The 22,218-nt window shown below is 67.3% G+C and carries 29 protein-coding genes; 11 read left to right on the top strand and 18 right to left on the bottom strand.

Annotated elements, in window-relative coordinates:
- Nucleotides 1-34: 34 nt before the first annotated feature.
- The 5 genes from ACQP2T_RS63575 (at nucleotide 35) to ACQP2T_RS63555 (ending at nucleotide 2,539) form a co-directional block, all read left to right on the top strand.
- Nucleotides 35-745, top strand: a complete 711-nt coding sequence (locus ACQP2T_RS63575) for an NUDIX domain-containing protein (protein WP_433520172.1) — start codon at nucleotides 35-37, stop codon at nucleotides 743-745.
- Nucleotides 746-849: 104 nt separating this feature from the next.
- Nucleotides 850-1,167 carry a hypothetical protein gene (locus tag ACQP2T_RS63570; RefSeq protein ID WP_433520171.1) on the top strand — a complete coding sequence of 106 codons (318 nt, stop codon included), beginning with the start codon at nucleotides 850-852 and terminating at the stop codon, nucleotides 1,165-1,167.
- A 53-nt stretch (nucleotides 1,168-1,220) separates the two neighbouring features.
- On the top strand, nucleotides 1,221-1,640 hold the full coding sequence (locus tag ACQP2T_RS63565; protein WP_433520170.1) for a hypothetical protein: 420 nt from the start codon (nucleotides 1,221-1,223) through the stop codon (nucleotides 1,638-1,640).
- A gap of 96 nt (nucleotides 1,641-1,736) precedes the next feature.
- On the top strand, nucleotides 1,737-2,249 hold the full coding sequence (locus ACQP2T_RS63560) for a hypothetical protein (protein WP_433520169.1): 513 nt from the start codon (nucleotides 1,737-1,739) through the stop codon (nucleotides 2,247-2,249).
- Between the two features lie 95 nt (nucleotides 2,250-2,344).
- Nucleotides 2,345-2,539 (top strand): transposase, encoded by a 195-nt coding sequence (locus ACQP2T_RS63555; protein ID WP_433520168.1) that lies wholly within the window; start codon nucleotides 2,345-2,347, stop codon nucleotides 2,537-2,539.
- Between the two features lie 13 nt (nucleotides 2,540-2,552).
- On the opposite strand, the gene ACQP2T_RS63550 is transcribed toward ACQP2T_RS63555, so the two are convergent.
- Complete coding sequence (locus tag ACQP2T_RS63550) at nucleotides 2,553-3,905, bottom strand: hypothetical protein (protein ID WP_433520167.1); 1,353 nt, start codon at nucleotides 3,903-3,905, stop codon at nucleotides 2,553-2,555.
- Between the two features lie 258 nt (nucleotides 3,906-4,163).
- Here ACQP2T_RS63550 and ACQP2T_RS63545 point away from each other — a divergent pair, with 258 nt between their 5' ends.
- The 4 genes from ACQP2T_RS63545 (at nucleotide 4,164) to ACQP2T_RS63530 (ending at nucleotide 7,743) form a co-directional block, all read left to right on the top strand.
- The gene (locus tag ACQP2T_RS63545) at nucleotides 4,164-5,036 is read left to right on the top strand and encodes an aspartyl/asparaginyl beta-hydroxylase domain-containing protein (RefSeq protein ID WP_433520166.1); all 873 of its coding nucleotides are present in this window, start codon (nucleotides 4,164-4,166) and stop codon (nucleotides 5,034-5,036) included.
- Nucleotides 5,033-5,911 carry a hypothetical protein gene (locus ACQP2T_RS63540; RefSeq protein WP_433520165.1) on the top strand — a complete coding sequence of 293 codons (879 nt, stop codon included), beginning with the start codon at nucleotides 5,033-5,035 and terminating at the stop codon, nucleotides 5,909-5,911. The genes ACQP2T_RS63545 and ACQP2T_RS63540 overlap by 4 nt, the downstream gene beginning before the upstream one ends.
- 188 nt (nucleotides 5,912-6,099) lie before the next feature.
- Nucleotides 6,100-7,062, top strand: coding sequence for an aminoglycoside phosphotransferase family protein (locus tag ACQP2T_RS63535; protein ID WP_433520164.1), 963 nt, complete (start codon nucleotides 6,100-6,102; stop codon nucleotides 7,060-7,062).
- Between the two features lie 135 nt (nucleotides 7,063-7,197).
- Nucleotides 7,198-7,743, top strand: coding sequence for a GNAT family N-acetyltransferase (locus ACQP2T_RS63530; protein WP_433520163.1), 546 nt, complete (start codon nucleotides 7,198-7,200; stop codon nucleotides 7,741-7,743).
- Between the two features lie 85 nt (nucleotides 7,744-7,828).
- Here ACQP2T_RS63530 and ACQP2T_RS63525 read toward each other — a convergent pair whose 3' ends face one another.
- Complete coding sequence (locus ACQP2T_RS63525) at nucleotides 7,829-8,113, bottom strand: hypothetical protein (protein ID WP_433520162.1); 285 nt, start codon at nucleotides 8,111-8,113, stop codon at nucleotides 7,829-7,831.
- Nucleotides 8,114-8,289: 176 nt separating this feature from the next.
- Here ACQP2T_RS63525 and ACQP2T_RS63520 point away from each other — a divergent pair, with 176 nt between their 5' ends.
- Together ACQP2T_RS63520 and ACQP2T_RS63515 are read left to right on the top strand one after the other, a co-directional pair.
- On the top strand, nucleotides 8,290-8,742 hold the full coding sequence (locus ACQP2T_RS63520; protein ID WP_433520161.1) for a lamin tail domain-containing protein: 453 nt from the start codon (nucleotides 8,290-8,292) through the stop codon (nucleotides 8,740-8,742).
- Between the two features lie 343 nt (nucleotides 8,743-9,085).
- The gene (locus ACQP2T_RS63515; protein ID WP_433520160.1) at nucleotides 9,086-9,679 is read left to right on the top strand and encodes a helix-turn-helix domain-containing protein; all 594 of its coding nucleotides are present in this window, start codon (nucleotides 9,086-9,088) and stop codon (nucleotides 9,677-9,679) included.
- 257 nt (nucleotides 9,680-9,936) lie between these two features.
- Here ACQP2T_RS63515 and ACQP2T_RS63510 read toward each other — a convergent pair whose 3' ends face one another.
- From ACQP2T_RS63510 to ACQP2T_RS63435, 16 genes are all read right to left on the bottom strand, one after another.
- Nucleotides 9,937-10,176: a hypothetical protein gene (locus ACQP2T_RS63510; RefSeq protein ID WP_433520159.1), complete on the bottom strand. Its 240-nt coding sequence runs from the start codon at nucleotides 10,174-10,176 to the stop codon at nucleotides 9,937-9,939.
- A 157-nt stretch (nucleotides 10,177-10,333) separates the two neighbouring features.
- Entirely contained in the window at nucleotides 10,334-10,699 is a 366-nt protein-coding gene (locus tag ACQP2T_RS63505) for a hypothetical protein (RefSeq protein WP_433520158.1), read from the bottom strand.
- A 9-nt stretch (nucleotides 10,700-10,708) separates the two neighbouring features.
- Nucleotides 10,709-11,260, bottom strand: coding sequence for a hypothetical protein (locus ACQP2T_RS63500; RefSeq protein WP_433520157.1), 552 nt, complete (start codon nucleotides 11,258-11,260; stop codon nucleotides 10,709-10,711).
- A gap of 319 nt (nucleotides 11,261-11,579) precedes the next feature.
- Nucleotides 11,580-12,386, bottom strand: coding sequence for a CHAP domain-containing protein (locus ACQP2T_RS63495; protein WP_433520156.1), 807 nt, complete (start codon nucleotides 12,384-12,386; stop codon nucleotides 11,580-11,582).
- Complete coding sequence (locus tag ACQP2T_RS63490; protein ID WP_433520155.1) at nucleotides 12,383-12,529, bottom strand: hypothetical protein; 147 nt, start codon at nucleotides 12,527-12,529, stop codon at nucleotides 12,383-12,385. Before ACQP2T_RS63490 ends, ACQP2T_RS63495 begins: the two co-directional genes overlap by 4 nt.
- On the bottom strand, nucleotides 12,526-13,173 hold the full coding sequence (locus ACQP2T_RS63485; RefSeq protein ID WP_433520154.1) for a hypothetical protein: 648 nt from the start codon (nucleotides 13,171-13,173) through the stop codon (nucleotides 12,526-12,528). The genes ACQP2T_RS63490 and ACQP2T_RS63485 overlap by 4 nt, the downstream gene beginning before the upstream one ends.
- A 3-nt stretch (nucleotides 13,174-13,176) precedes the next feature.
- Nucleotides 13,177-13,497, bottom strand: coding sequence for a hypothetical protein (locus ACQP2T_RS63480; RefSeq protein ID WP_393322641.1), 321 nt, complete (start codon nucleotides 13,495-13,497; stop codon nucleotides 13,177-13,179).
- Nucleotides 13,498-13,595: 98 nt separating this feature from the next.
- Nucleotides 13,596-14,093, bottom strand: a complete 498-nt coding sequence (locus ACQP2T_RS63475; protein ID WP_433520153.1) for a C1q-like domain-containing protein — start codon at nucleotides 14,091-14,093, stop codon at nucleotides 13,596-13,598.
- A 50-nt stretch (nucleotides 14,094-14,143) separates the two neighbouring features.
- Nucleotides 14,144-14,680: a hypothetical protein gene (locus ACQP2T_RS63470; protein ID WP_433520152.1), complete on the bottom strand. Its 537-nt coding sequence runs from the start codon at nucleotides 14,678-14,680 to the stop codon at nucleotides 14,144-14,146.
- Nucleotides 14,681-15,229, bottom strand: a complete 549-nt coding sequence (locus ACQP2T_RS63465; protein ID WP_433520151.1) for a hypothetical protein — start codon at nucleotides 15,227-15,229, stop codon at nucleotides 14,681-14,683.
- Nucleotides 15,230-15,242: 13 nt separating this feature from the next.
- A complete protein-coding gene (locus ACQP2T_RS63460; RefSeq protein ID WP_433520150.1) occupies nucleotides 15,243-17,120 on the bottom strand; it encodes a hypothetical protein in 1,878 nt (625 codons plus the stop codon).
- A complete protein-coding gene (locus ACQP2T_RS63455) occupies nucleotides 17,117-20,629 on the bottom strand; it encodes a hypothetical protein (RefSeq protein ID WP_433520149.1) in 3,513 nt (1,170 codons plus the stop codon). Before ACQP2T_RS63455 ends, ACQP2T_RS63460 begins: the two co-directional genes overlap by 4 nt.
- Complete coding sequence (locus ACQP2T_RS63450) at nucleotides 20,616-20,951, bottom strand: hypothetical protein (RefSeq protein WP_433520148.1); 336 nt, start codon at nucleotides 20,949-20,951, stop codon at nucleotides 20,616-20,618. The genes ACQP2T_RS63455 and ACQP2T_RS63450 overlap by 14 nt, the downstream gene beginning before the upstream one ends.
- Nucleotides 20,930-21,427 carry a hypothetical protein gene (locus ACQP2T_RS63445; protein WP_433520147.1) on the bottom strand — a complete coding sequence of 166 codons (498 nt, stop codon included), beginning with the start codon at nucleotides 21,425-21,427 and terminating at the stop codon, nucleotides 20,930-20,932. The genes ACQP2T_RS63450 and ACQP2T_RS63445 overlap by 22 nt, the downstream gene beginning before the upstream one ends.
- The gene (locus ACQP2T_RS63440) at nucleotides 21,424-21,909 is read right to left on the bottom strand and encodes a hypothetical protein (RefSeq protein ID WP_433520146.1); all 486 of its coding nucleotides are present in this window, start codon (nucleotides 21,907-21,909) and stop codon (nucleotides 21,424-21,426) included. Before ACQP2T_RS63440 ends, ACQP2T_RS63445 begins: the two co-directional genes overlap by 4 nt.
- On the bottom strand, nucleotides 21,909-22,217 hold the full coding sequence (locus ACQP2T_RS63435) for a hypothetical protein (protein WP_433520145.1): 309 nt from the start codon (nucleotides 22,215-22,217) through the stop codon (nucleotides 21,909-21,911). The genes ACQP2T_RS63440 and ACQP2T_RS63435 overlap by 1 nt, the downstream gene beginning before the upstream one ends.
- Nucleotide 22,218 lies beyond the last annotated feature (1 nt).

Raw genomic sequence — 22,218 nt, 5'->3', positions numbered from 1 at the left:
TCCCGGAAGGTCCGCTCACACGAAGGAGATCACCGTGATATCAGCACCCGACCAGATCGGCGTGGACATCGCCTACGACGATCCACCGATCCGCACCTACACGCATCCCGAGGTGCTCGCCGCAATCGCACGCGGGGAGAAGTGGGCGGACCCGTGTATGGACCCCGCTCTGATCACCGACTGGCCCGCCCGCCAGGCCGCCGCCGCGATCCCGTTCAAGGTGGTCGACGGCCGGCCCGTCAACCCGCACACTCCGACCGGCATCGAACGCGGACGCAACGAGCTCGGCCACTGGGGCGAGCAGCTCTGCGCGGACGCCATCGTGACCGCTTTCACCGAAGACGGCCGCTGGCTGGTCATGGTGGAGCGGGGCGACGGCCACGGCTGGGCGCTGCCTGGCGGCACCGTGGAGCGGGGGGAGCGTCCGGAGGTGGGGGCGCTTCGCGAGTTGCGGGAGGAGACCGGCCTGGCCCTGGGCCGGGTCCTGTGGCATGTGCTGCCCGCGCTCTACGTCCCGGACCCGCGTGCCTCGGATGAGGCGTGGATGGTGACGGTGCCCGTACGGACCCACCTGGGCACCGTACGGCACGCCGAACTCCCCGCCGTAACAGGTGCCGACGACGCCAAGAGGGCTGCGTGGGTGCGGGCTGACAGCTACGCGATCCTGACCGGCTACCTGACCGAGACGTATGCGGGCCGGGTGTTCATCGCACATGAGGCGATGCTGGCCGAACTGCTCGGCTGACCCACAGACGGGCAGCCACAAGCGCTGACGCTGCGGGTGCTCGCCCGGCCATCCGTCGGGCGAGATGCCCGGAAGGTCCGCTCTACGAAACCCAGGAGGCAGACATGAGGACGTTACCGCTCAGGCTCGGCGTGGTCGCACTGGTCGCGACCGCACTGGTCGCCTGCGGGCAGGTTCCGCAGAAGGCACAGCAAGCAGATGCGACTCCCACGCCCACCACCAACATCGGCACGGACCAGGAAGCCTCGCCGGACGATGTGCCGGGCGTCGTCATGGCGAAGCTCGGCGACGACGAGGGACTCATGATCCTCCCGATCCAGGACGCGCCCGCCTACAACCGGAAGGCCACGGCCGAGCAGGTCAAGGCGTGCCCGATGGACGCGCGGTACCCCGACTGCCTGCCAGCGAAGCAGACGTCATGACCGAGACCGCCAGTGAGGTGCCAGCGTCGACACTCCGCTTGGTACCAGCCGACATGGACTGGCCATCGTACGAGGCGGAGATCACGAAGGCTCTTGCCGAGCGGGACCCGGGCGAGGCGTGGGTGCTGCTGTTCGACTGCCAGGCCCTGCTGTTCGAGTCGATCCGCCGCGAGCAGGACATGGCCCGCTGCCGCCTGCTGGCTCTCACCGCAGAGGCTGAGCATCGGGTGCACGTCTGCGACGGCGAGCCAGAGCCGCCCGTGGCCACCCTGGAGGACGTTGGCCAGGCTGTGGCCGCCGGCGACTACAGCGGGGTGCTCGGCCACGCTTTCGGCCTGTGGCTGCACGTGTGGCGGTGCGCCGTCCGCGCCGAGGACTACGCGACGCTCGCCAGGCTGGCGTTCACGATGTTGGCGCATGTCCGCTTCTACCCGGCCGCGCAGCTCATCCCAGCCGTACCGCTGCAGTTCTGACCCCCGCACCCGCATGGGTGTCCACATATACGACGCCCCGGCCGCCCTCATCGCGCGGGCCGGGCACCCCTTCCCCTTCTACGAGGAGGTTCTCCCATGTCGGAGGACAGCGCCATACGCCTGAAACCACCTGCACCCACACCGGCCCAGCTCGGAAATGTCGATCTCGACTCGTGGCGAGCCGTCCCCGGCGAAGACAACCCAGAGAAGCTCGACTGGGGTAGATGGGCTGTTGCCGGAGGCGACGAGGTCCTGGAGCCGTACATCGAGATCGTCGGAAGCGACACCGCCAAGCAGATCGCCGAGTTCATCGTCGACGCCGTCCAGCAGCACGCGCGCAAACTGTGGGCCGAAGGAGCCATGGCGGACGTGCTGGAAGCCCGTCAGCAGGTCGGAGGCGAGGACAGCTGCGCCCTGTTCGCTTGGGGAGCTGTCTGCGACCTTGTGCAGCAGGTTTCCGTCATATCCGCCGTGTTCCAGGACGGGCTCACCGCCAGGGCTGGCGACCGCCCCGAGCGGCTGTACCCGCTGTACGCCAGGCTCGCGGCAACGCTGCTGATGCACATGGAGCAGATCCGCGCCAACGACAGCAACTACTCGCACTGGTAGCCCAGTGTCCACATAGATCGACGCCCCGGCCGCAGGGTTTCGGCCGGGGCGTCTTCGCGTTGTGCCCTTATGCCCGGTTTGCATAGATTTTAGGCGTGGCGATATGGCGCGGACCCGATGGCATCCTGGTCGAGACCATCGTGCTCGACCGGCGCCCCTGCCTACGTGTCTCCCAGGTCGTGAATGGACGCCGCTACCACCAGGCGTATTGCGGCCTCGCCGAGTTGGCCCAGTACGTCGACCTGGCCGACCTGGTCGAGGTGATCCTCTTCCCTCGCGTACCGGCGTGAGCCTCTCGCCACCTCAGACGGTGACGGGCATGGCCTGAGGCCGGCTGATCGCCGTAGCAAGGCGGCCTACGCCAGCGGCACCTGAGTGATGTTCCACCAGCTCGGCGGCGATCTTCCGGATCGATGGCCTGTCGCGCACCTCCGAGGGTGCATGGCGGTGTGCCGCCAGCAGCTCTGCCGTGGCCTGTTCTGGTTTGCCCCACTGCCACCAGATCCGAGCGAGGTCGGTGTGGAGTCGTCCGCGCCGTTCAGGCGAAGAGAAGCTTTCATCCCGCAGGTCCCGGACGGCGTGCAGTGCCGTTCGGGGATCGCCGAGGGCGTAGTGGATGTTCGCGCGGTAGAGCGTGGCGAAGGGGACGGCTGTGGGGGCCATGGCCGGTATCCGGGTGGCGGCCTGCTCGGCTTCGGCGATCCCCTCCAGGGCGCGCGACTCGTCTCCGCCCCAGGCGTAGGTGTAGGCCCTCGCGCACAACAGCCGCAGGTGCATGTCGGCTTGAGCAGTCGTGCGCAGGCCGGTTGCCGTCAGCTGGTCGATGCCCCTCGACATGACGGCAGCGGCAAGGTCGGGGCGGCCTCCGATGCGGAGCATCATGCCCAACGCCCGCTCCGAGGCGGCCTTGGACACCGCGTCTTCGGACCTGTCGGCGTACAGCAGCGCGCGTTCCGCCGTGATCCGGGCGGAGTCCTTGACGCCGACCTTGTTGAGTGCGTCAGTTGCCAGGTTGTAGCTCGCCGACACCAGCGCCCACCCCGCGGGGGTCTGGGCGCGCTCGGCCGCGTCAACCGCCGATGCGAGCAGGCCGGGCAGGGTGGCTATCAGGCCGGTCAACTCGGCGGCGTCGAACTGGCGGCGCGCTGCCCTCAGCTGCTGGGCGATCTGCGCCGGAGCGGCGGAACGTTCCGGTTGCTGCGGAACGGCCAGAGCGTCGTCGAAGCGTTTGAGTAGCGGTAGCGGGATGCTCAGCCCGACCGCAGTGAGTAGTGTGCGACGCCGCATCGGATCGGTCCCCTCATCGTTACGACTCCTACCCGATACTGTAACCGCGCCGTTGCGGTGCGTAACGGGTTGGGGGCGGGGTGTTTCGGCGGGCGCCGGGGCACCCGGGCGTAACTGCTCCGGCGTCACGTAGTAGAGGCGGCACAGCATGTGCTCGTAGTCCGGCGACATCGCCACAGCGCCGTGCTCCCACCGGCAGAGCATCTCTGTGTTGACCCGCGGCGGGGGCCGTTCGTCAGCCTCGTACAGAGCGACGAGCGCGGCCACCGCCTGTGACCGAGACCAGCCCTGCGCCAGCCGCCACACCTCCAGCGGCAAGATGTCCGGCAGCCGCTGAAGAATAGCCGCAGCCACCTGCCCGGCCTCCATGCATTGATCGACACATGCCCGGCGGATGGCACGGGCCTGGCGGGCCAGCTCGGCCCGTTGCGCTCGGCTCATAGCGACCACGGGCTCAGGGTAACGTCCGGCCCCGCCGGCGCACATTGCCGCCGCGGCAATGTGCCGGATACCCGGCATTGATGCTGCAGGGGCGGAGCGAGACCGTGTCAGCACGCCAACGGCGTATCTCCCCCGCTAGTCCCTACGATCACGGCCAGCTGGCCGTAGCAAGAGAGGGAGCGCGTCATGTCCACCGCAACAAGCGCCCTGGCCGATCAGGTCGCGTGCGCCGACACTCTGGATGCAGCCCTGCTGGAACGGGTCCGTCACGAGGTGCTGACCATCCCCGGCGACTGGGTACGCGGCTACAGCCGCTTCCAGTCCGGCGGGTGGGGCACGCTGTCCCTGCTCAACGACACCGGCAACGCCCGCGACGTCACAATCGGCGACACCGAGCCTGTGGCCACCGACCTGCTGGCGCGGATGCCGACCACCCAGGCGTTGCTGGACGAGCTCGGACTGCAGTACATGTGGGCGCGGCTGGCCCTGCTGGAGGCCGGCTCCTACCTGTGGGAGCACCGCGACTACCAGGAGGCCGAGCTCGCCGAGACCGAGCGGCACCGCGTGCACATCCCCATCGTGACCGCTGGCTCGGCGGTCCTGATCCTGGCCGGCAACGCCGTCCATCTGGCGGCCGGCCGGATCTGGCGGCTGACGCCGACATTCGTGCACGGCGCGTGCAACGCCTTTGGGCCCGCGCGCATCCATCTCATCCTGGACTGCTACGCCGACCCCGCGCTGCAGGCCCTGCGCGGCGGGGAGCACCTGCCCGAGGCGTGCGTGCGCGAACTACCCGCCGCGGAGGAGGAACTGCTGGCCGATTACGCGCTGACCGCCCGCCGCCTGGCCCGGCTCGGCTACGTCGAGGCGGCCGAGGAGCATCTGCTGCGCCTATTCTTCCAGCACCGCCTGCCCGAGGGGGCTGTCTACGACATGGTGATCGCCCTGCACCGCGAGCGCGGCGACGCCGCGGCGGTCGAATCCTGGCGAGAGCACAAGACGATCGTGCTGGGCCCGCACAGCCTGGCTGATGAGCCCCAGCCGGAGGTGATCCGGTGAACGCCACCGACGCCGCACTGGAAGCACTGGCCGCCGCCAACCGGCCCGAACAGTTCACCATCATGGAGCAGGCCATGCGGCTGCTCACAGCCAGCCCCGCGGTCACACACCTGGCGGTGCGCGGCTCCTTCGCCGCCGGTACCTCCGATCGGCTGAGCGACGTGGATCTGGTCGTCGGGGTGCGCCAGGCCGACTACGCCATGTTCGCCACCGCTCACAACGCCCTCATCGCCGCGCGGCTTGGCCAGCTGCTGCCCGCCTGGCCCGACACCATCGTCCCCGACCTGGGCGGGCTCGGGTTCGTCCACCTGCTCGTGCACCGCCACATGCTGTACCAGCTCGACCTGTACCTCGCCCCGGCGGGCCGCGTTGATCGCATCATGACCGTAACCCGGGGGCGGCTCCTGTACACCGCGCCCGGCCACACCTCCGCACCCGACAGCCATCCGCAGGTGGATGCGTTCATCGCCGCCGGGCGCCAGACCCCGCCGAGCTGCACCGATCTGCTGGTCGAGGTGCTGGTGCTCGCCTGGCTCATTCGCAAGCGCATCGTGCGCGGCCAGCAGTTCATGGCCTACAAGGAGGCCCACCAGCTCACCGCCGCCGCCCGAGGGCTGGCGCGCACCGCTCTGTCCCCGCACACCGCCTACCTCGGCTGGTACCACCTGGAAGACGAACTCGGGCGCACACCCATCGGACGGGCGTGCCTATGCGACCTGGCCGAGCTTGCCGCAGCCCCGCCCATCCCCACTCAGGCGTCCCTGGCGCGCACGCTGGCGACCGCGTTACGTCTGGCTCGCCGAGCCGCACCAGACGCCGTCGCGGACATGCAACAGGCCATCGACGCCTACATGCACTACCTCGACCTACGCTGACCAGCAATCGTGCGGGATGACCCACCCCTTCCCGCACAGACGGCTACCCTTGCAGGTGTGACCCCGCACGTAGCCAGAAGGCGAGCTACCAGCGCCGGACCTCAGGAGCACGCGAGCCGATAGATCGGCTGCGGCCCTGGTTCCGGCGCTTCGCGCTTCCCGCCTTCCGCTACCTGAAGGGTTCACCCATGTCCGACCTCACGCCTCATGGCGTCGTGCCGTCTCTCGGCCAGACTGCCGTCCGCCCTTCCTGGAACAGCCTCCCGCCTCCCGTCCGTCGATCCATCGCTGGCCGGCTCGGCTCGCCCATCCAGTCGGTCGCCGATCAGCGCGGCGGGTTCACGCCCGGCGTTGCCGCCCGCCTGACCCTCGATGGGGACGCGGTGTTTATCAAGGCCGTCCTGTCCGATCACCCGCTCGGGGACGCCTACCGACACGAGGCCCGCACCGCCGATCAACTACCCCATGCTGCGCCGGCGCCGCAGCTCCGCTGGCATGACCGGATCGGCGACTGGTTCGTCCTCGTCTTCGACGCCGTTGCCGGTCGTCACCCCGATCTGTCGCCCAGCTTGGCGGATATCCCCCATGTCATCGCCGCGATCACGGCGATGAGCCGCGTGCTGACGCCTTGCCCAGTCCCTCTGCCGCCGTCAGCGGCTGGCCGCGGGTCATGGCTTCATGGCTGGAGCGACCTCCTGGACGACCCGCCTGAAGACCTGACTGTCTGGGAACGGGACCACCTGATCGAGCTGGCACAGATTGAGCGCGTCTGGCCCACCCACGCAGATGGCGCCACTTTGGTGCATGGGGACATCCGCCCCGACAACATGCTGATCACCCCGGCTGAAGAGGTGGTCATCGTGGACTGGGCGCACGCCTCATGCGGAGCTGCGTGGCAGGATACCGCCGACCTGATTCCGCACATGATCATGGCTGGGCATGATCCCTGCACGGTGGAAAAGCACCTCATCGGCGCACCGGCCTGGGACACCGCTCACTCCGAAACGATCACCAGTTATGCGGCGGCCTATGCCGGCTACTGGGCACGGATGAGCCGCAAACCGGCCCCCGCAGGAGTGCCGCACCTACGCGGCTACCAGCGCCGAGCAAGCCGCGCGGCGCTCGCCTGGCTCCAGGCCAGAGTGTCGTAACAACGATAAAGAGCCCGATCCGGGGTTTCTGTCCATCCCGCAAGGGGGGGAGGGGCCAACCACAACGTGGGTCACTGGGGCGTGGCGCGGCGAAGATGTCGGGGGCGCTGGCGCGGCCTGCTGTTGACTACCTGAATGAACGTCGATTCGACAGGCACAAGCACGCGGGAATCAGTCCAGGTGCGGCGCTTCCACGAGGGCGATTCGGTGGAGGAGCTGACCCTCCTGCTCCACCGTGCTTACGCGGACCACGCCGCAGCCGGGCGCGTCTTCTTCGCCTCCTACCAGTCTCCACAGGACACCCGGCATCGTCTGGGCAAGGGTGAGTGTTGGATCGCGACGAAAGATGCCGTACTCATCGGGACCGTCACCGTTTCCGCCCCTTACTCCCCTCCCGCCGGGTACCCCGCTCCCGAAGGAGCGGGATCGTTCTGGCAACTTGCAGTGGATCCGTCGCAGCGGGGAAGCGGGATGGGACGCATGCTTCTGGCACTGGCGGAGTCCAGGATCGCCGCCCTGGGTTCGACACACGCTGTCATCGACACCTCCGCAGGAGCGGAAGACCTTGTTGCCTGGTACCGCCGACGTGGATACGCACCGATTGGCAGGTGGCGGTGGGATGTCACCAACTACGACAGCATCGTCCTCGCAAAGATCCTGACGAAGCAGCCGGATACCTGACATGGCCAAGGAGAGGCTGGGTGACGGCGAACCCCCACGCCGGAAGCAATCGGCACCTTCACCCTGGACTGCGCGCAACAGCGGATCATTCCGAGTTGACGACGGCGTCTTCCAGCGCCTTCCGTGCCGCTTTGGGGTCGTCGACCTCGCGCCAGTACGGGTGCTCCTGGATCTCTACGGCCAGGCGCCGGCACTCGCCCTGGAGAGTCAGCCACGCTTCCCGCTGCTCCTCGGTGGCCGGTTCAGCCTCCAGCGCGGCGACGGCGGCAGCGGACGGCATGACCCGGCCGAGCGCGGACAGCCGCTTCTGGGCGGCGACGAAGTCGACCCGCTTCTGTAGCAGGTCGGGCGGAATCTCGTAGTCGGCCATGGTGGATCTCCCCTGGTGCGCGGTGTCGGAGGGATCCTAGACCGAACGCGTGTGCGATCTAGAAGCGACTCGCCCAAGAACTGGCCCCATCCGGACATCACCGCGTGACAACTCGATCCCGGAATCCGACGTCTCACCGTTGCCACGTTCCACATCCCCTACCGAAGGGCTCAACGATGCGTCCTGCCCCGCTCCTCGTCTCCGCCACACTGGCGTCATTCGCTGTCCTGTCGCCGCCCGCCTACGCCGCCACGCCGGCCGTGCAGATCGTGAAGGTCTATTACGACTCCCCTGGCAAGGACACGCGCTCCAGCAGCAGCCTGAACGCCGAGTACGCCTCACTGAAGAACACAACCGGGAAGGCGATCCAGCTCGAACGGTGGATCCTGCGGGACGCGTCGGGCCACAAGTACCGGTTCGGTTCGTTCCTGCTCAAGCCCGGCAAGACCGTGACCGTGCGGACAGGGTCCGGGAACGACGGCCCCTCCACCGTGTACTGGGGCAGCGGCAACTATGTGTGGAACAACAGCCCTGGCGGCGACACCGCAGGCATCTACCGGGGCTCTGACCTGAAGAAGATCGACACGTGCTCGTGGGGGCGGTCCAGCAAGGCGTACACCACCTGTTGAGGGACTGTCGGAGCCGCCGCCTATGCTGGCCTCGGCCCGAAGGGGCTTCCCCGGCATGACGAAAAAGCCCGCCGCACCCGTACTGGGTGCGGCGGGCTCCGTGTTGCTTGAGGGGCACAGGTGTTCGGTTCGGAGTAGGCTGAGAGACGACAAAACCCCGGTTAGTGGCCGGGGTCGTCGTGAAGTCCCGAGAGATCGAAACCTGCTTTGTCCATCTTCATCGTACAAGAAGCGTGTGCGGTGTGAACCCCCCTATGGCGGATGGCTTCGCTCTCTCGGACCCCCTGTGAGAGATCGGAGACGTGTTGCACACCTACTTACCGCCCGCCATGCTGGCCTGCTCATGATGCGGCCAGACGACGAAGACAAGCCGTTCATCGCGCGCTGGAACGTCTTCATGCGGATCCTGCTCCTCGACCCGTCCGTGAAGCTCGTCGGCCGGACGCTGGGCGACTATGCCGACTTCGGCGACGGCAGCGACTGCTTCCCGAGCAACGAGCGCCTGGAGCGTGACACAGGGCTCGGCGACAAGACCATCCGGAATGCGCTGGCTCTCCTGCGAGGTCTCGGCGCGGCACAGCGCGTCGCCACCGCCGTCCCCCATCGCGGCAGAGCAGACGAATACCAACTCGCCATCCCTGACCACTGGGCAGGCATGGCGGTCACCGGGCCGAACGGCCACAAGTTCACCTGCCTGTGGTGCGGCAGCCAGATCAATCCGCAAGGCGGCGGGTCCCTCGGGCCTGACGGCCGCCCTCGCTGGCACCTCTACAAGGCGGTGTTCTGCGCACCTCCCCGCAAGACAAAGGGGCGGGAGGGTTCGTGCTGCAACGAGGAGTGGAACCGAGCCCGGCGAAAAGCTGGCCTCAAGACGTGGGGTTCCGACAACACGGAGTCATGGAATCTGTTCCGGACGGCTCGCGGAGACGACTGGTGAAACCGGTACTGACTACCGGTGGCGGTACTCACTTCCACTAGCACCGGTAATCAGTACCGCCATATACCGGTAGTCACTTCCGTCAACAGCGGTAGTGACTACCGACCACCAGTCCATAGCACCACCCCATATTCACCAGCCCATGGTTACCGTCGCCCGCGCTGCCGCGCGGGCACGCTTGAGGGACATCAAGACTCCACAACGCGAAGAAGCCCCGCCCGCCTCCCGAAGGAGACGAGCGGGGCTTCGACGTTTGATCAGCTCTCTTCGCTGCCTGTAGGGCTGATCAGGCGGTCCTTGGCGGCTTTCTCTGCCTTGAGCCGCTCAAGCTTGGCGCGTAGCTCGTCGAGGTCATCGACCTTCAACGGCTGCTTACGCCGCTCCTCAGCGCCAGCCAGCATGGCGTGGACCTCGTCGGCGTAGAAGCGGTCCCCGTTCGGATAGACGTAGATCTCCCGCCCGTTGGCGTCTGTGACGGTGGTGCGTTCTGTCTCCATCCCACCCCCCAGTCTGCTCCCAGCATCTCCCAGGTCTGGAAGCAAGCGGAAAAGGGGCCGGGCGGCCATGCCTGGCGACCCGACCCCGTACGTGCCTGCCGCTGTACCACCGTCGTGGGTGCCAGGGTTTCCCGTGGCAGAGGCAGGCGACACCAGCCTAGCGAGCCAGGCCGACACCCTTCGGCGACGACACCTGACGGACGAACATGCTGACGCCCATCGCGACGAACGCCATGATGGCCGCAGTCTGGTCACCGGACAGGGCCAGGCCGAACACCAGCGCCAGCGTGATACCCGCCTGAGCGAAGCCGAGCACGGCCGACTGGATCGACGAGCCGCCATCCGCGGCCCGGGTGACGAACGCCGTCCACACGCCGATCGCCGCTGCGGCGACCGCGTTGATGGCGCCGGTCTGCTCCGACGTCAGCGGGATCACGAACGCCGTCAGCATCTGCAGCGCGGCGGAGACGAAGCCCAGGATGACCGCGGGCTCCCTGCCGAACAGGGTTGGGGATGAAGCCATGTCTGCCTCCTACGGCTTGACGGTGTAGCCGCCGTTCCAGTCCCACGACTTGCTGGAGTACACGTCGGTGCCGTTGGCCTTGGTCACCCACGCTGTGTCGGCGTCGTTGTTGTAGAACTGGCCGAACGTGCCGCAGTCGGTGTCGCTATTGGCGAACAGCTGGTATTCGGCGCCGACCTTGCGGTTGCCGCCCCAGCGGGAGCCGTTGAACACGGTCACGTACTCGCCTGGCTGAACCATGGTGGTGGCATTGGACGGCAGGTCCACGATCTTGTACGTGTTGCAGGTGTGGGCGTCGCCCGCCACCGTCCGCGAGTGGGCCCAGTTGTCCTCCACGAGGACGCCGGCGACGTCGACCGGGGCGCTGGACACGTTCTGGAACTTCACGAACTCGCGGTTGCGGTTCGCGTAGCTGTCCGCGCCCATGGCGTCGGTACCGACCTCAACGATCCGCAGGACGTCACCGGGGGCGACTGCAGAGACAGCCGAAGCAGGGACGCCGAACAGCGCCAGAGCGACGAACACGGCGGCCAGAAGGGAAGCGCTCTTGGAGATGCGCATCGAGGGATGCTCCTCAGAGATGGGGGACATACGAAAGGCGCACCACATCGGGTGGTGCGCCTCGGTGAGGGTCGGAGCCCTCGTTAGTTACTCTCGTCGATCCAGCCAGGGACCAGGCCATCAGTCCAGCCCACAGCTACAGACGTTTCAGCGTGATCCAGGAGCTCGGCCTGGTCCACGGCTTCGAGGCCGAGTTCGTGGAGCGGAAGGCGCTCTTGGTACGGAAAGTGCTTCAGCCAGATACGGTCCACAGTCAGCGCTCCTGCCGTCCGGGTCAGGTAGAGCAGGACGCCGGCGTGCAGAGGGTCCACTGGTCGGTCTACTTGCCGACTTCGAGGTTGATGCTCACGTTGTCGAGCGCGGTCCGGATCTGGTCGATCAGAGCGTCGACGTCCAGGTTGGCGTTCTGCGCTGCGAGCGCTTCAGCGAGCGCCTTGATGGTGGCGTCCTGAGCGGCGAGCCGAGCCAGGATCTCCCGGTCGCGGGCGTACCCGTCCTTGGTGTACGCCCAGATCTGCCGGAACGCCGTACGCGGGTCGATCTTCTGGCCGGGCTCCAGAATCTTCTCCTTGGCCGCCCACACATCGTCGGTGACAGTGTGGGTGAACCGGTCGTAGACCGCGTCGGCGATCTCCTTGGCAGACGGCATGTCTTCCCCCTCGTAGTCCGGATTCCAGAAGTAGGCGACAACGTCAGAGCCTCTGACTCGCCTCTTGCAGGCGTCACCCGTATTGCCCTCGATCGTCTGGACGCGACCGTCGCCGAGGTTCACTTCGACGACGCCGACATGGTCGATAGCGACGATCGAGTTCGTGCCAGCCCAGTCGAAGAACACGATCGCGCCCGGCTTGGCGTGAGCCTTGATGTTGGCTGTGGTGCCCGAGTAGCCGCGGCCTGCGTCCCGCCCATCCTCGGCGTGATAAACGGTGTAGGCGCGGTCTCCCCGCGGCAGGACGGCGTCGGCGTTGTCAGACTTGCGCGCCCAGTAGGTGACGCTCATGTCACACCATGGCGCGCTCAGGTAGTCAGCACCGTGCCGATTGGCGTAGTCCCTGGTGATGTAGTTGGGGCGGCCGGTCAAACCAAGGCTCTTGCGCGCTTGAGTGAGCATCTTCGCAGCGGTCACGCCCCCTCCCCGCGGTAGATGCCGTTCTCGTCGGGCTCGCCGTACAGATCCCGCAGGACGGCCTCCTCGTCGTCCTCGGTCGGCCCCCACTCGCGGATGTCCACGCCCCCAGAGGTCAGCTCTGCTTCGGTCTTCTCGGTCACGGGCCCTCCGGCTTGCATGAGTAGGTGGTGGATCCGGTCTCGGTAGGCGTGCACTGGTAGGTGATGCCGGCGATGGCGAATGTCCAGGACGTCGGCGCGGGGCCGGTCTCTCCGCGGGGGCCTGGCTCTCCCTGCTCACCCTTCGGGCCGGCACTGCCGTCTTTCCCGTCCTTGCCGTCGGCGCCCGCCTCGCCCTTGCCTCCTGGCGGGCCGGGGTCGCCCTTCTCGCCCTTCTGGCCGGGGACTCCCTGCAGCCCTGGGACGCCGGTGGCGCCTACAGCGCCGTCCTTGCCCGGCTTCCCGTCCCGTCCCGCCGGCCCAGGCGGGCCGCTCGGACCGGTCAGGCCGCGAGGCCCCGTCACCGTCTGGCCGGCCGGACCGACAGGACCGCGCTCCCCTGGAGGGCCCGGAGACAGCGACACCAGCGGCACGCCGCCGAGTCGCTTTACCTGCTCCGACAGAACATGACCGTCCGACTCAGCCTTGCGGAGCTGACTACGGACATCGCCGATCGCAGCCATCCCCGCGGCCATCAGCCCCGCGAACGCGACCGCGGCAGCCAGAGGCAGCCACCACGCCCGATGCCGCGACGGCTTCTCAGTGGCGCCGTCTTCGTCGAGCCCGTCGTCTTCATGGCGGCCCATCGCTCACGATCCCTTGCTGGTCAGCCACAGTTGGATCAGGAGGATCACCAGAGGGGAGACGAACGCCGTAAACACCGCTGTGACGATCAGCTTGCGGTCGCCGGAGCGTTGGGCTTTTTCAGCGTCTCGTTCCGCTTTCAACGCGGCGATTTCGCTCTCGTGGTCGTCGAACTGGCGTTGGACCGCTGCCTGGTATGCCTGAAACAGGTCGTTGGTGACGACTCGGTCCAGTCGCGTGTTCAGCGCGTTGAACCCCGCCTCGACAGTGCGCCGGAGAGCCTCCACCGTTCGGTGGAGCTCCCATGGGGTGGGCTCATCGGCCACGTCACTCCTCGCCGTCGGGGAAGTGGGGTGCCGCCCACCCGGCACCCTCGGACGAGGCGGGCGGCACGATCAGAGGGTCCGATCCGGACGCGGCACCGCTAGAGCGCGCTCAGCCAGCGCGCGGACACCTGGCAGCCGTACTGGCTCTGCGAGGGGTCGTAGCCCACTATTTGATTTTCAAACGAATCGAAATTAAAGCAGTAGAACACTACGTAGTCTGACGCGTTGAGCCCCAAGACCGCAGTTCCCGAGTACGACTCGTTGGATAGTTGTACCCGATGGTCGGTCAATATCAATCTGTCAACCACGGTAGCGCTTGTGTTGAACTGCTGCAGAAATAGTGCGCGGGCCTGAGTTCCAGGAGTCGACTTAGCGAACAACTGGAACTGCCAGGTGAACATATAATAGCCTGGCGTTTTGCAGGTGAACCGGCTGGCATCCACGCCGAACATGGCATCGTTGTCGTACACCACAGTGTCCAATTCGATGCTCACGGTAGACTGCGCCGGAACCGATTGCGGATTCCTATCCTTGCGGACAATGCACATCGGCGGCTTGAGGAAAAAACCGAGGACGTCGCGCATCTCAACGTTCATTTCGGCAGCGGACCAGAGGCCGGGAGACCAGGTCTTAGGCAAGGGTATGTTCATAGGTTGGACACCCACTCAATCTCAAACCGGGCGTCCTGATTCGAGACCACGACATCTAGCGAACTGCCCGAGTTCTGGTATCCCCAGACCTCGACGTAGTCTCCAGCCTGTAGACCGAGCACGACGGAAGCGTTCATACAGATCTGCGCACCGCTTACTCCAAGAACGGGCGTATGGGCCATTCCGTACCTGTGAGTCGTGTCGCCGTTCTTTGCCACGAAGATCTGCCGATAGCCCGAACCGTTTGTGGCCCAGACAACAGTTGGAGTGAGCTGGTAGTAGCCTGCCGTCTGCACTGTGTAGCGTGAGGGATTGGTGACGTTGCTGTGTCCGCCGTCTGTATCCAGGTCCTCGCCGTTCCAAAAGATCGGCGTATTCGTGTTGTTGGACACGGCTTGATTGGTGGTGATGCGCCGGAGCACCGCGTGAGGGCGGTTCTTCAGGAAGTTGATGGCATCGCGAATGTTGGCGTTCAGGATTGTCGAAGTCGGATTTACTCCGACGTCCCATGATGTCAGCGGCGGTGCGGCCATCTACGCCGACACCCACTCGACTTGCAGCCTGCTGCTGTACCACGGCGCGAATAGTTCGTGAGCAACTACGTTTCCGTTGTTGCTGCTACCGCTTAGCATGATGATTGTGGCCTCGACATAATCATTTACGGCAAGCTGTACGTAGCCTGCAGTGGCCATCACGGTGAAGTCGCCACTGCCCTTCGTCGGGATCAGCGTACTTCTGCTCTGTTGAGTTGCGCCGTTCTTGCGGATAGTTAGGTCCGCCCAGCTGAAGTCAAACCTGATGAGGTAGGCGATACAGCGCACGCTGTACCAGCCTGCCGTCTGCGCCGTGTAGCGCGTGTTGTTGGTTACGTTGCTGTGCCCGTTGTCGCTGTCCTTGAGTTCCACATCCCATGGGATGGCGGTGAGGGTGCTGATGGTGATGGACGTATCCGCAGTCTTTCCCAGCAGGCAGAACGGCCGAGCCTTGAAGAAGTTCCAGCTATCGCGGATATCGGTATTGAGCTTCGCCGCTGTCACCTGCTCCGATGACGTCCACGTTCGAGGGTTCGGTACGGTTGCCATCGCTCCCCCTTCCTCAGAATGTCATTGGGACGCCGTTGCCGAGCACACCGTTGGTGGCGTCGTCGAGAGTGAAGAACGCGGCGAATTGGCGGGCGCTCTGGAGCTGGAAGATCGTGATCCACTGCTCGGTGGATACCTCGTGGGCGATGCCGCGAATGAATGCGTCCCGCGTGATCGTGCCTCCACCAGGAGGGCGCCGCACAATCTGGATCCGGTCGCCGATCTCGCGCGCCAGCACTGCTGGGAAGAGCACTGATGGATTGGCGTGGCAGTGAATCCGCAGCTCGTCGAACCGGGTCTCGGGGTCCTTCGACACGTACACCACCCACTGGGCCCAGGTCAGGGCCTCACCATCGGTCTGCAGCTGCAGGTTCGAGCCGCTGAACGTCCTGGTCAGGTATTCGAGCTGGCTCGCGCTGTCGCCGGTCGTCTGCGCGACGCCGCCCTCGCGCTGGGCGATGACCTCGTTATAGAGGGTCGCGTCGTCCGTATTGAGCTTCGTCTCGAAGGGAGCGATGGATGTGCTGGGATTGCCAAACGTCGCCTGCACCGCAGTGGACCGGGCATCGGTGAAGATCGCGCGCCGGTTGCGGAAAACGAGACGGCCTTGGCCGTCGATGTAGAGCTCGCCCACCTCGGAGTCCGTGACGTTCTGCAACTCCGAGAGGGCGTCGCCCTCAAGAGTCGTCGCCTGCATCGGGCTGTTGCCCGTGGCGATCTGCCGATCGGCCGCGGACCAGCCCGCCGAGTCGAGGATCCGGGTGACGCGCGCCCCCGAGTCCTCGCCCGCGCCGTACGTCTGCGGCACCTGCTGGCCGTTGACGGTGATCAGAGTGGGCGCACGCTTTTTGTTGGCCAACACCTTGAAGCCATCGGTCGCGACAACGGTCACCTCGGAGTAGACGTTGGCGACCCAGTCCACGTCCCATTGATCAACGAACCCGCGGAACAGGTGGTAGGTCACGCCCGCCCAGGTGCAGCGGATGCGGATCGGGCGCATCGGGGTGACCCGGCTGACGCCGCCGGTCACGTACGGACCCGACGTGTTGGTCGGATCGAAGCGCCGGTCGCTGTTGTTCAGGTGGACGGTGGCGGTGGCTGCCTCATAGTGGATGATCGGACTCTGGACGCGCCCGGAGCCCCGCTTGGTGGTGATGCCGCGCTTGGCGTACGGCGTCAAGTCCGTCCACGTGCCCGCTGGCCCGATCTTCGCGGCGGCGAGGGCAGCGCCGTCCATGAACCAATAGCCGCCCGCGTCCCGCTGCAGGTGGAACTCCACGTTCGTCGGCTTCGGCCCATTCGGCCAGGCCAGCGTGCTGGAGATGGCGTAGTCGGTGTGCGTGGAAGATGCAGGGTCGGTGTACAACCACACCTCGCCGGTACCGTTCCCGGACCCGTTGATCGTGTACCGGAGTTCGACCCGCACCCACTGACCAATCGGCACCGGAGTGGTGAGCTGGGCCGCCAGGGTGGTGCTGAACCCCAGGTACAAGCGCAGGATGCGGTCGTTGAACAGCCACAGCGCTGACACCACGCCGGAACTCGGCCCGAGCGCCACGAAGACGCGCTGCGAGCCGCTCGTCGCGGACACCAGGTACATGTAGAGCCGAACACAGAACACGTCGCCCGCCTGGGCGACGCTCGACCAGTCCATGTGGGTGTCCACGCCGGAGCTGGGGTTGAACGCTGCCAGGCCGCTGCCGTATGCCTGCGTGTTCGTGAACTGCGGCGAACCCGCGATGCTGTTGAACGCATTGCCGCTGCTCCCGCCGGAGTTGGCGGTGGAGATCGTCACACCGTTCGTGCCGCCGTCGAAGGTGTTAGTGCGGACGACGCCGGACAACGCGGTGTTGTCGAACATCGACTCAACCGTGATGAATGGCAAGGTCACTTGCGCCACCCCGGCCCAGAGCGCCGCTCGTACTCCTGAATCGCCTTCACCGTCGCTGCCCCGGCCGCCGCCATGTCCGCGCCCGGCGCGACCTGGACGGTGATGCTGTAGCTGTTGCCGCCCCGGCCGAGCACCATCGTCGGCATGCCAGCCATGCCGCCCGCGGGCCGCTGCTTGGTGTAGGCGCCGCCGAACCTGCTGGCCACCTCCGACAAGATGTCCTCCGACCTGCCGCGCTTGCTCATCGCGAGCGGGATGTACGCCTCACCTTGAGTCTCCGGCTCGTTCCAGAGTCGGATCGTGCCGGGCCGGGCGATCTGCGCGACGTGGTTCTCGCCACCGGACGCGAACGCCGCGATCCCGCCGCGGGCGTAGGTGAGGATGCCGCCGTCCGCCTGCTGGGAGATCTTCGCGGCGAACTCCTGCACCTCGGTCCTGATGGTCACAACCCGGTCGCCCTGGATGCCCTCGTTGATCGCGATGCCGATCCTTCGCGCGGCCTCGGCAACCCCCACCCGGCCGTTGTCCATCGCCTCGCGCACCCGGTCCGCGACGGACCGGCCGTGCGTACGGGCGATTTCGGCCAGCGCGGGGCCGGCGTCCTGCAGGTTCTTGGCGAAGGTGTCACCCGCGCTCTTACCTGACCGGCCGTACAACGAGATGAACTTGGACAGCTCCGCATCGCTCATCGACGCCGCCGACGCCACCAAACCGGCCGAGCCAGGCCCCAACTTGGCCAACTCGTCGAGCATCGCCGGCGGCACCCGCCCCGCGAGAGTGATCAAGTTGTTGGCCCACGCCTCCTGGTCGCGAACCTGCCTTTCCAGCTCGGCGAGCAGCTGCTCGCTGGTGAGCTTGGAGTCGCCGCGCATCTTCGCCCAGGATTCGAGCACGCTGTCGTTGGCGGAGCGGGTGTCGCGCGCCACCTCCTGCCTGGTGTCGCGGACCCGCTGCTCCGCCTCGGTGATCTCGCGGGCCGCGTCACGCACCGCGCGGGCGGCCTCGGCCTGGGCGTCGGCGACCTGGCGGGCGGAGTCCTTAGCGACCTGCGCAGCGTCCTTCTGGGCGCTGGCCACATCCTTCTGCGCATCCCGCACCGACCGGGCCGACTCGATGCGCGTACGGTCCAGCTCGGCCTCAGTGTCGGCCAGATCCCGCGCGGCATCCGCCTGCTGGCGCGCCGATTCGGTGTGTGCGTCCGCCAGAGCCCGCTCAGCGTCAGCGATCGTCCGGGCCGACTCCTCGCGCTGCCGCGCCGCCTCCGCGGCGGCCTCGGACTCGGCCCGGCGGGCCTCCGCGATCCGGCCCAGCGCATCCACAACCTCGCTCGAACCGTCGATGCCCGCCCGTCGCGCTTCGTCCAGGTCCTCGCGCAGCTCGGCGTTACGCCGCCGGACCTCCTCCAGCCGCTGGATCGCCTGCCGGAGCGCCAGATCCGCCTCGCGCCGATCCAAGTCGCTCGACTCGGGATCGGCGTTGACCTCGTTCAGCCTCTGCCGGGCCCGGTCGATCGCGATCGCCGCGCCCTCTTCGTCGAGGGCGGCGCCGGACTCAGCGGCGATCAGATCCTCAAGCCGCTCCTGCGCCCGCTCACGGGCGGCGGTCAGATCCTCGACCGCGTCCTGCGTACGCCGGTGAGCGTCGGCCACGCGCCGGTCGGCGTCCACCTGCCGCGCCGCCGCATCAGCCTGCGCGTCAGCCAGCCGCCGGGCGGCCTCCTCGATCCGGCGGCCAGACTCCTCGGCCACCTGCGCCACCCGCTCGCGCGCGTCCTGCACCCGCTGCTGGGCGTCCGCCTCCCGCCGGGCGCCCTCCTCGACCGCCGCGGTGAGCGCCTCCTGAGCGTTGCGCACCCGATCCTGGGCGGCCTCCACTGCCTCGGCGGCCTGCCGGTGGGCGTCCTTGACCCGCTGCTTGGCCGCGGCCACCCGCTCCGCACCCTGCTCGTGGGCGTCAGCCAGATCCCGCTCCGCCCGCGCGATCTTCTCAGCGCCCTGCCGCTGCGTCTCGGCCGCGCGCTCCTGCGCCTGGGCAAGAGCTTCCTGCCCAGACGCCCACTGCCGAGCTCCAGACAGCAGCTGACCCAGCTTCGCGAACTCGGTGTAGGCGCTGGCCCAGCCCTCACGCATCTTCACACTGGCCTCGTCGGCGGACTCGCCGATCGCCTTGACGTCGACAGCGGCCCCGCGGGTGGCCTGGCCCAGGTTGAGACTCTGCCGCTCGGCCTTGCCCGCCTCGACTGTGAAGTGACCGAAAACCGCGGCGGCAGGGTTGACCGCAGCCGTCATCGCCTGGATCGCCGTCGCGTTCTCCTGCGCCCACTTCACGAACCGGGTCAGCGCCGCGATCGCGTTGCCGGTCCACTCGGCGATCTTGGCCATGTTGACGGCGAAGTCCGCCAGGATCTGCGGGTTCTCCTCGACGGCGGCGGTAACCGCGGTGATCGCCGCCGCCAGATGCTGCATGATCTCCGGCATGCGCGGACCAAGCTGGGACAACACAGCCTCGAAGGCCCGCTCGACACCATCGATGGCCGGCGTCAGCTCCGACAGGCTGTCACCGGCATCGTCGACGAACTCCTTGACGTCCGGGGCGAGGTTCGCCAGGTTGCGGCGGATCACCGGCGACAGCTCGCCCAGCTCCCGCTCGGCGACCTGAACGATCGTGGTCCAGACGGACTCGAACGGCTGACCCATCGCGGCGGCCTCGCGCTTGACGGCCTCCTTCAGCTCGCCGATCGCGTCCTGCGCGGCGTCCGATCCTTGCGCCGCGGCCAGGCCGAGCCCGGCCAGCGCGCCGCCGAGCCCCACCACGATCGCCGACGAAGCCAGCGCCGCCGCAGCCGGAAGCGCTCCCAGCCCGGCCGCGACCGCCGCCCCGGCCGCCGGGCCAGACGAGCGCATCATGGTGAGCGCCGACTGGACCAGGCCGAGTGCTGCTCCCGCCGCCGAGGCGCCATCCACGTCGACCTTGACACTCACGCGACGGTCAAGGTCGCGGGCTTCCCGCTCCACCTTGTCCAGGTCGCGGATGGCCCTTTCGACGTTGGCACCTACGAAGATCTCGGGGTTCATCGCGGCCAGCTGCGTGAGCTCCCGGCGAAGCTTTTCGGCCTCGTCCGCCGCGGCGCGGGCGTCGAGGTCGATACCGATCCGCTTGCCCGACAGGTCCTGCAGCCGCCTGGAGAGGTCCGCGACCTGGCGTTCGGCGTCGCTCGTGTCCGCCGTCACCTCGATCTCTGGCAGCCGCTTGGTCGCGTCCTCCAGCAGCCGGCGGGTTTTGATCGCGGTCCGGCCGACATCCTCAAGTTCCCGCTCGAACCGGTCGGCCTGGGCAGCGCTCTGCGTCATCGCCGCGCCCTGCTGCCGGGCCTGCTTCTCCAAGCGCTCCAGCTCTCGCGTGACCCCCTTGCTGGCGTCCTCCGTCCGCTTCAGACCCTTCGCGGCATCGGTGGCCCCGCGGTCGTCCCACTTGGTCTTGAGGGCGATGATCAGATCACGAGTCGGCACGACGGAGCACCTCCTCGTTACGGATCATCACGATGTGGACCCCTCGGCCGTCCTCGGCCGTCCTCGTCTCCTCGGCCTGCTCTCGCACCTCGCAGCCGCGGCACCGCCGCTTCTCGGCCACGTACGCCCAGCGGTGGCCGCCCCGGGACTCGTCCCACTCCTCCTCGCGAGTGCCGCAGCTCTTGCACTCCTGGCGCTTCCAGATGTGGTGCCAGATCGCCTTGTTCCGGTCATCCTCTGACCAGCGCAGAAACTCGCTGTGCCGGATGCGGTAGGCGGCGCAGACGTCCAGCTCAAGCGCTAGCCCTCGATCTGCGCCCAACCTTTTGGGAGCGACTCGTCCGGCGTCCGCGCGTTCACCCGGATGGCCGCGTTGCACAACTGGACCTGCTCCGGGCCCGACAGGACGCTCTTGAAGATGTGCTCCCAGTCCGCCTCCGACCGGCCGGACTCGTCAGTCGCCAGCAGGCAGGCGCGCGGGAAGGTCTCGTTGTTCCAGATCTCGTCGCTGGTGTCTGGCCGCGGCTTGTGCTCGCCAATCAACGCCTCGAAAAGGTCGGCCTCCATGGCGCGCAACGGAATCCACTCGTAGCAGGCCCGCAGCTTCTTCTTCGCACGGGTGAGGGCACCCTTGGCCGTTTGCATGGCACCTACGCGCACCTCGCCCTGCGTCTGCAGCAGCGCCAGGGCGAAGCGCGCCTGCTCAACCTCCTGCCGCGCCTCGGTGTCGTCGACGATCCGGATCGGATGCTCGGCGAACAGACGCGGCCGGTTGAGCAGGCGGTCGGCCTTCGTCATGCCGGGATGGTCACGTTCTCGCTCGGCTCGGACGTGATCGCGAACTGGATCACCAGCCGCGCCGCCTCAGCACCCATCGACCTCGTCTTGCCGACGCTGAGCACCCGGACGGGGAACACATCCATTTTCCGGCCGGCGACGTCTCCGCCGTCGAGCCAGACGATGTTCCCAGCGGCGTCACGGGGCATCAACGACCGCACGTCAACGCCGGTCTCACCCGCGTAGAACGTGATCGACGATTCATCTGCGGAAGTCAGGCCAGGGATGTTGGCGACGAAGCGGCTGTTGAGGTCGGGCGTGTCAATCTTCTGGCCCGAGACCATCCACCCGGAAATGTCGGCGACGTCCTTGGACAGGTCGGAGCCGGCGTTCAGCTCCAGCCGGGTCGGTGCCGCGATGTTGGCGATGCTGACGATCCACGACACCTTCGTGATGCCGGGCCGGAAGAACCTCGAAGCCGGAGTGATCGGCGTTGCGGGCATTAGCTATCCCCCTTGGTTGAGCGCCGAGCACGCGGCGTTTCGGGCAAAGAAGAAGCCCCGGAGGTGTCCTCCGGGGCTTCGCTGGTCTGATCGCCGTCTGGCGGCGGATCTGGCATCGCCGCGTCGACGGCGGCCCGAGCCTCATCGGGGTCCCAGCCGCCATCGATCAGCGCCTGAATGGTGGCGGGCCTGGTGTCGGGCGTGGCGGTCAACTCCCAGCCCGCCCGCTGATGCTGCGGCAGGCTCTCGGCTGGCACCTCGACCTTGCGGTCCGGCAGCTTCGGGTGCGAGATCCACACGGTTTCCATG

It is taken from the genome of Nonomuraea sp. CA-143628, from assembly GCF_050942315.1.
Classification (GTDB): Bacteria; Actinomycetota; Actinomycetes; order Streptosporangiales; family Streptosporangiaceae; genus Nonomuraea.
Note: the sequence above shows the minus strand (reverse complement) of the source record. Positions and strands in the feature narration are given on the sequence as shown.